Origin of the sequence: Streptomyces sp. SID1328, assembly GCF_009865595.1 — a bacterium.
Lineage (GTDB): Bacteria > Actinomycetota > Actinomycetes > Streptomycetales > Streptomycetaceae > Streptomyces > Streptomyces griseoluteus.
Genome location: NZ_WWKH01000827.1, coordinates 1 through 4343, shown reverse-complemented (window position 1 = coordinate 4343; position 4343 = coordinate 1). Strand labels below are relative to the sequence as shown.

Genomic DNA, 4343 nt, shown 5'->3' with positions numbered 1-4343 from the left:
AGGGGGTCACGGCGGGGGTCCTTCCGGACAGGAGGGCGAAGATGCGTACCTTAGGTATCCTTTTGGAAGGCATGGGAGACTCCCGAAGTCCTTCCCGCCGGGAGCATATAGATACCTAACTCAGGTATGCAAATGGAGTCCGAAGTGAACGCAGAGTCCCCCGACGCCCCGTCGACCGACGTGCTCGCCGTGGTGCCCCGCCTGGCCCAGCTGAGCAACGCCGTCAACCGCGGCCGCCTCACCGAGCGCGCGGCCGAGGCGGCCGGGCTGGCGCTGGACCGCCCGGCGGTCGGGGTCCTGATGACCCTTCACATGGCGGACCGCCCGCTGCGGATCGGGGAGATCGCGGAACGGATGCAGGTGGTGGGCCCGCACGTCACCCGCCAGGTCCAGTCCCTCGAACGCCGCGGCCTGGCCCACCGGATCTCCGACCCCCACGACCGCCGCGCCAGCCTCATCGAGCCGACGTCGGAGGGGACCCGGGCGGCGAATCGCTACGCGAGCTCGCTGGTGGGGTGGTTCTCCGAGGCGATCGCGGGGTGGACGGACGAGGAACGGGCCGATCTGGGGCGGTTGTTGGGGCGGCTGGTGGACGATGTGACGGCGCATCTGGGGCGGTTGGAGGAGTAGGGAGCACGCGCCGGCTTTGTGAGGGCACGCCAAGGCCGCCTCCGTGGCAGGATTCATGTATGCCGAATGTTGTCGTGTCGCCCGCGGTGTCCATCGAGTACGAGAGCTTCGGCGACCCGGCGAACCCACCCGTCCTGCTCGTGATGGGTCTCGGTGCGCAGATGCTCGCCTGGCACGCGGACTTCTGCCGGGCGCTGGCGGACCGCGGCCGGTACGTGATCCGGTACGACAACCGCGACTGCGGACTGTCCACCAAATTCGACGAGCACCCTGTCGACATGGGCGAATTCATCGCCACCGTCAGCTCGGGTGACGTTCCCACCGCCCTGACGATGGTTCCCTACCGGCTCCGCGACATGGCCGACGACGGACTCGGCCTGCTCACCGCGCTCGGCATCGAACGCGCCCATGTGGTCGGCACCTCGATGGGCGGGATGATCGCCCAGACGATGGCCCTCTCCGCTCCGGAGCGGGTGCTGACCTTGACGTCCATGATGTCCTCGACCGGCGAGACCGGGTACGGCCGGTCCAGCCCGGAGGCTCAGGCGACCGTGTCCAGCCCGAAACCGGCGGACCGCGAGGGATACGTCACCGCGGCGGAGAAGGAACTGGTGTGGGCCTCCAAGCGCTACGGCGATGCCGCCGCGCAGCGTGAGCTGGCCGCCGCGAGCTACGACCGCTCGTACTACCCCGCCGGGGTCGGTCGGCAACTCGGCGCGATGATCCTCAGCGGTTCCCGCGCGGACGCACTCCGTGAACTACGGGTGCCCACGCTGGTCATCCATGGCCTGGACGACACGCTGATCGACCCCAGCGGCGGAAAGCGCACCGCGGAGCTCGTGCCCGGTGCGGAACTCCTGCTGATCCCCGACATGGGCCACGACCGCCCCCGAGAGCTCTGGCCGAAGCTCATCGACGCGTTGGTGTCCCACACCGGCCGGCACTTCGTGGCGGATCAGGCGCCGTACCCCCGGCCCCAGCCTGAGCAGAGGCCCTAGCTCCGCCGCATCCCCTGTCTGAGCGTCAGTGTCCAGTTCGCGCTGGACCGAACCCCGGTGGACGTCAATCCGCGAGCAGCTGTCCCGCAGGCCAGTGTGGGTTCGGCATGCCGTCATCACTCATGTGCGCCCGCTGCCAGATCGCGTTCCAGTTGAACGGGGTATCCGGTACGCACCGGTGCCGCCGGCCGCACGGACATGGCGCCGCTACCCACGCGCACCCACGGCACAGCTCGACCCAGCCATGCCCGGTCGAACTCAGCAGTCGCGGTCCCTCGTCCCCGCAAGCCGGGCAGCCGGGCAGATCGGCGCCGTCCAGAAGCGCATTCTGTCGTCGGACGTACTCAGGCAGGCGCAGCGGCGGGTGGCGAAACGGGTCTTCGAACCATGCACGCTCCGGGCTCTCCCACCGGCTCCGCAGCCACCACGGCCGAGGGGTCGGTACAGCCCGCCGCCCGGCCTGCTTCTCCGCCCGACGCCGCGCGGCGTACTCCTGCGCCCGCACGAGCCACAGCACCCGCGCCTCGTGCAGTTCCTCCACCGCCCGCGCCAGCGCCTCCGGGTCCGCCTCCAGCCGTCGGGGGATCGCGGCGCTGAGCGTGAGGTGGTGGTATGTCGCCCGCAGGCCGTAAGGAGCGAAAACGGTGAGGCATGTGCGCAGCGCACTGTGCCGCCGGTGGAGGGGGAGCCGGGCATCGTGCACGCGCGCCCTGTGGGTCAGGAAGCTGGTCATTCTGTGAGCTCCAGGTCCAGTGTCCGCGCCAAGGTGGCCGTGACGGCGGCGGCGTGTGTCGGCAGGTGCTGTCCGGCCCAGGTTCCGGCGACGCTGTGGAAGTCCCGCGAGTCCGCCTGGGCTCTGCTGATGAGCGCGCACACTTGGTCTACCAGAACGCGCCGAGCGGGTCGGTCGGGCACGGTCCGTCCTCCTCCTGCTCGAAGTTGTTGCATTCGGCGATCCCCATAACCGCCGTGCCGACCTCAACCGGAGTCCGCTCCTCGTCCAACACGAGGTAGCCGTACGACTCGTGCTCGCCAACCGGCCAGAGTGCGAAGTCGTGGGCGGCGAAGATCTCCAGAACGGGTTGCATCGCAATCACACGGGGATGATGCCGGACCCGCTGCGACGCCGCCACGGGCTTTCGCTTCGGCCGCGGGCTCGGCGGATGCTTGCTACCCGGGCGGTTTCGCGGGTGGTGGCTGGGTCGAGCAGGCCAGCCGGTTGCGTACGTCGCCGGTCGTACGGGTGCCGCCGGTACGGTGTCCACGTCGTTCGCCAGCCACACCTTGGACCACACCATCAGGAGGAGCCGGTGCCGTACCCGCAGCCACTCAGCCCCGAGGAGAAGCTCGCCGAGGCGAAGAGGCTGTTGGGCCTCCCGCGTATCGTCGTGATCTGCGGCTCCACCCGCTTCATGACCGAGATGAACGAGGCCGATCTGCGGGAGACTGCAGCCGGCAAGATCGTCGTCAAGCCGGGCTGTGACGTGAAGTCGCCGCACGAACTCTGGTCCGATCCTGCCGAGGCCGAGGCGCTGAAGGTTCGACTCGACGACCTGCACCGGGCGAAGATCCGGCTCGCTGACGAGGTGCTCGTAGTCGGCGGTTACATCGGAGAAAGCACCCGAGCTGAAATCGCCTATGCCCGGTCGCTGGGCAGGCCCGTGCGGTTCACGCACCCCGGGGCTGAAGCGCCGGCTGCAACTGTCGAGTCTTGATCTGTGCTGAGTCTGTTGATTGGCTGGCCGGCATGACTGATCTCGGACCCGTTGCCTGGCCGCCCGCACCGATCAGGACCGGGCGACTCGTGCTGCGTGAGCCCGAGGTACGGGACCGGGCGGTGTTCATCGAGCTGTACGCCTCGCCGGAGGTGCACACCTATCTCGGCGGCCCCCGGCCGCGTGGCGAGCTCGAGCGCGAGATGCCCGAGGTGCCCGGGCTGCGGCCGGGGAGTTTCGTCGTCGACCTCGACGGGGTGATGATCGGCCATGTTCTGCTCAGGAGGGCAACTGATCACCATTGCCCCGCTGCCGAGGGCAAGGTCGATCTCGGCTACCTGTTCCTGCCGCGGGCATGGGGATTCGGGTACGCCGCCGAGGCGTGCGCGGCGGCGCTCGACTGGCTCGACGGTGTCCTGCCCGGCGAGCCCGTGGTGCTCTCCACCCAGACCGCCAACGCCGGCTCGATGCGCCTCGCGGCGAGGCTTGGGTTCATCGAAGTGGAGCGGTTCCGGGCCTGGGACGCCGATCAGTGGCTCGGCCTGCGGGCCCCGCAGTCGGACCGGGCGCACGTTCGTTAGGACGCGCACCGCAGGGCCCGGCCGAAGCTGCCGAGGCGGGCAGCAGTTCGGCGAACGTCACACCGCGGGGCCCAGCCTTGGCGTGCTGTGTTCTCTCCGGGAAGAGCAACGCCTACGGCAGCCCGGCCACGTCGCCAGATCCCCGTACACATACCTCCCGCGCACCTGCTGAAGAACCGGCTCCCCGCACTGCTCGTCCGCTCCCGGACGCCGCGTCAGCAGCCGCATCGGGTGGGACTGGGCGAGCGCGTCCGTAACCCTCCTCCGGGGCTCCGCCATCCGGACAGCGTTCTTCGCATGGCGGCGACCAACACCGGCTGGGGCTCGTTACCCCTGGCAGACGGAAGGAGACCCCCATGCCCACCACCGAACTCGACCCCCGCTACAGCTCCGCCATCCACCCCCGCCCCGGCGCGGAG

The 4343-nt window shown here is 69.6% G+C and carries 6 protein-coding genes; 4 read left to right on the top strand and 2 right to left on the bottom strand.

Annotated elements, in window-relative coordinates:
* The first annotated feature begins 132 nt into the window (after window positions 1-132).
* A complete protein-coding gene (locus tag GT030_RS26555) occupies window positions 133-630 on the top strand; it encodes a MarR family transcriptional regulator (protein ID WP_161203278.1) in 498 nt (165 codons plus the stop codon).
* Window positions 631-689: 59 nt separating this feature from the next.
* Entirely contained in the window at window positions 690-1628 is a 939-nt protein-coding gene (locus GT030_RS26550; RefSeq protein ID WP_161203277.1) for an alpha/beta hydrolase, read from the top strand.
* A 64-nt stretch (window positions 1629-1692) separates the two neighbouring features.
* Here the strand turns inward: GT030_RS26550 and GT030_RS26545 are convergent, their stop codons facing one another.
* On the bottom strand, window positions 1693-2361 hold the full coding sequence (locus GT030_RS26545) for a hypothetical protein (RefSeq protein WP_161203276.1): 669 nt from the start codon (window positions 2359-2361) through the stop codon (window positions 1693-1695).
* 148 nt (window positions 2362-2509) lie between these two features.
* Entirely contained in the window at window positions 2510-2725 is a 216-nt protein-coding gene (locus tag GT030_RS36795; protein WP_237522839.1) for a hypothetical protein, read from the bottom strand.
* 213 nt (window positions 2726-2938) lie between these two features.
* Between GT030_RS36795 and GT030_RS26535 the strand changes: the two genes are divergently transcribed.
* Together GT030_RS26535 and GT030_RS26530 are read left to right on the top strand one after the other, a co-directional pair.
* On the top strand, window positions 2939-3343 hold the full coding sequence (locus GT030_RS26535; RefSeq protein ID WP_161203275.1) for a hypothetical protein: 405 nt from the start codon (window positions 2939-2941) through the stop codon (window positions 3341-3343).
* Window positions 3344-3375: 32 nt separating this feature from the next.
* Window positions 3376-3924, top strand: a complete 549-nt coding sequence (locus GT030_RS26530) for a GNAT family N-acetyltransferase (RefSeq protein ID WP_161203274.1) — start codon at window positions 3376-3378, stop codon at window positions 3922-3924.
* The last annotated feature ends 419 nt before the right edge of the window (window positions 3925-4343 follow it).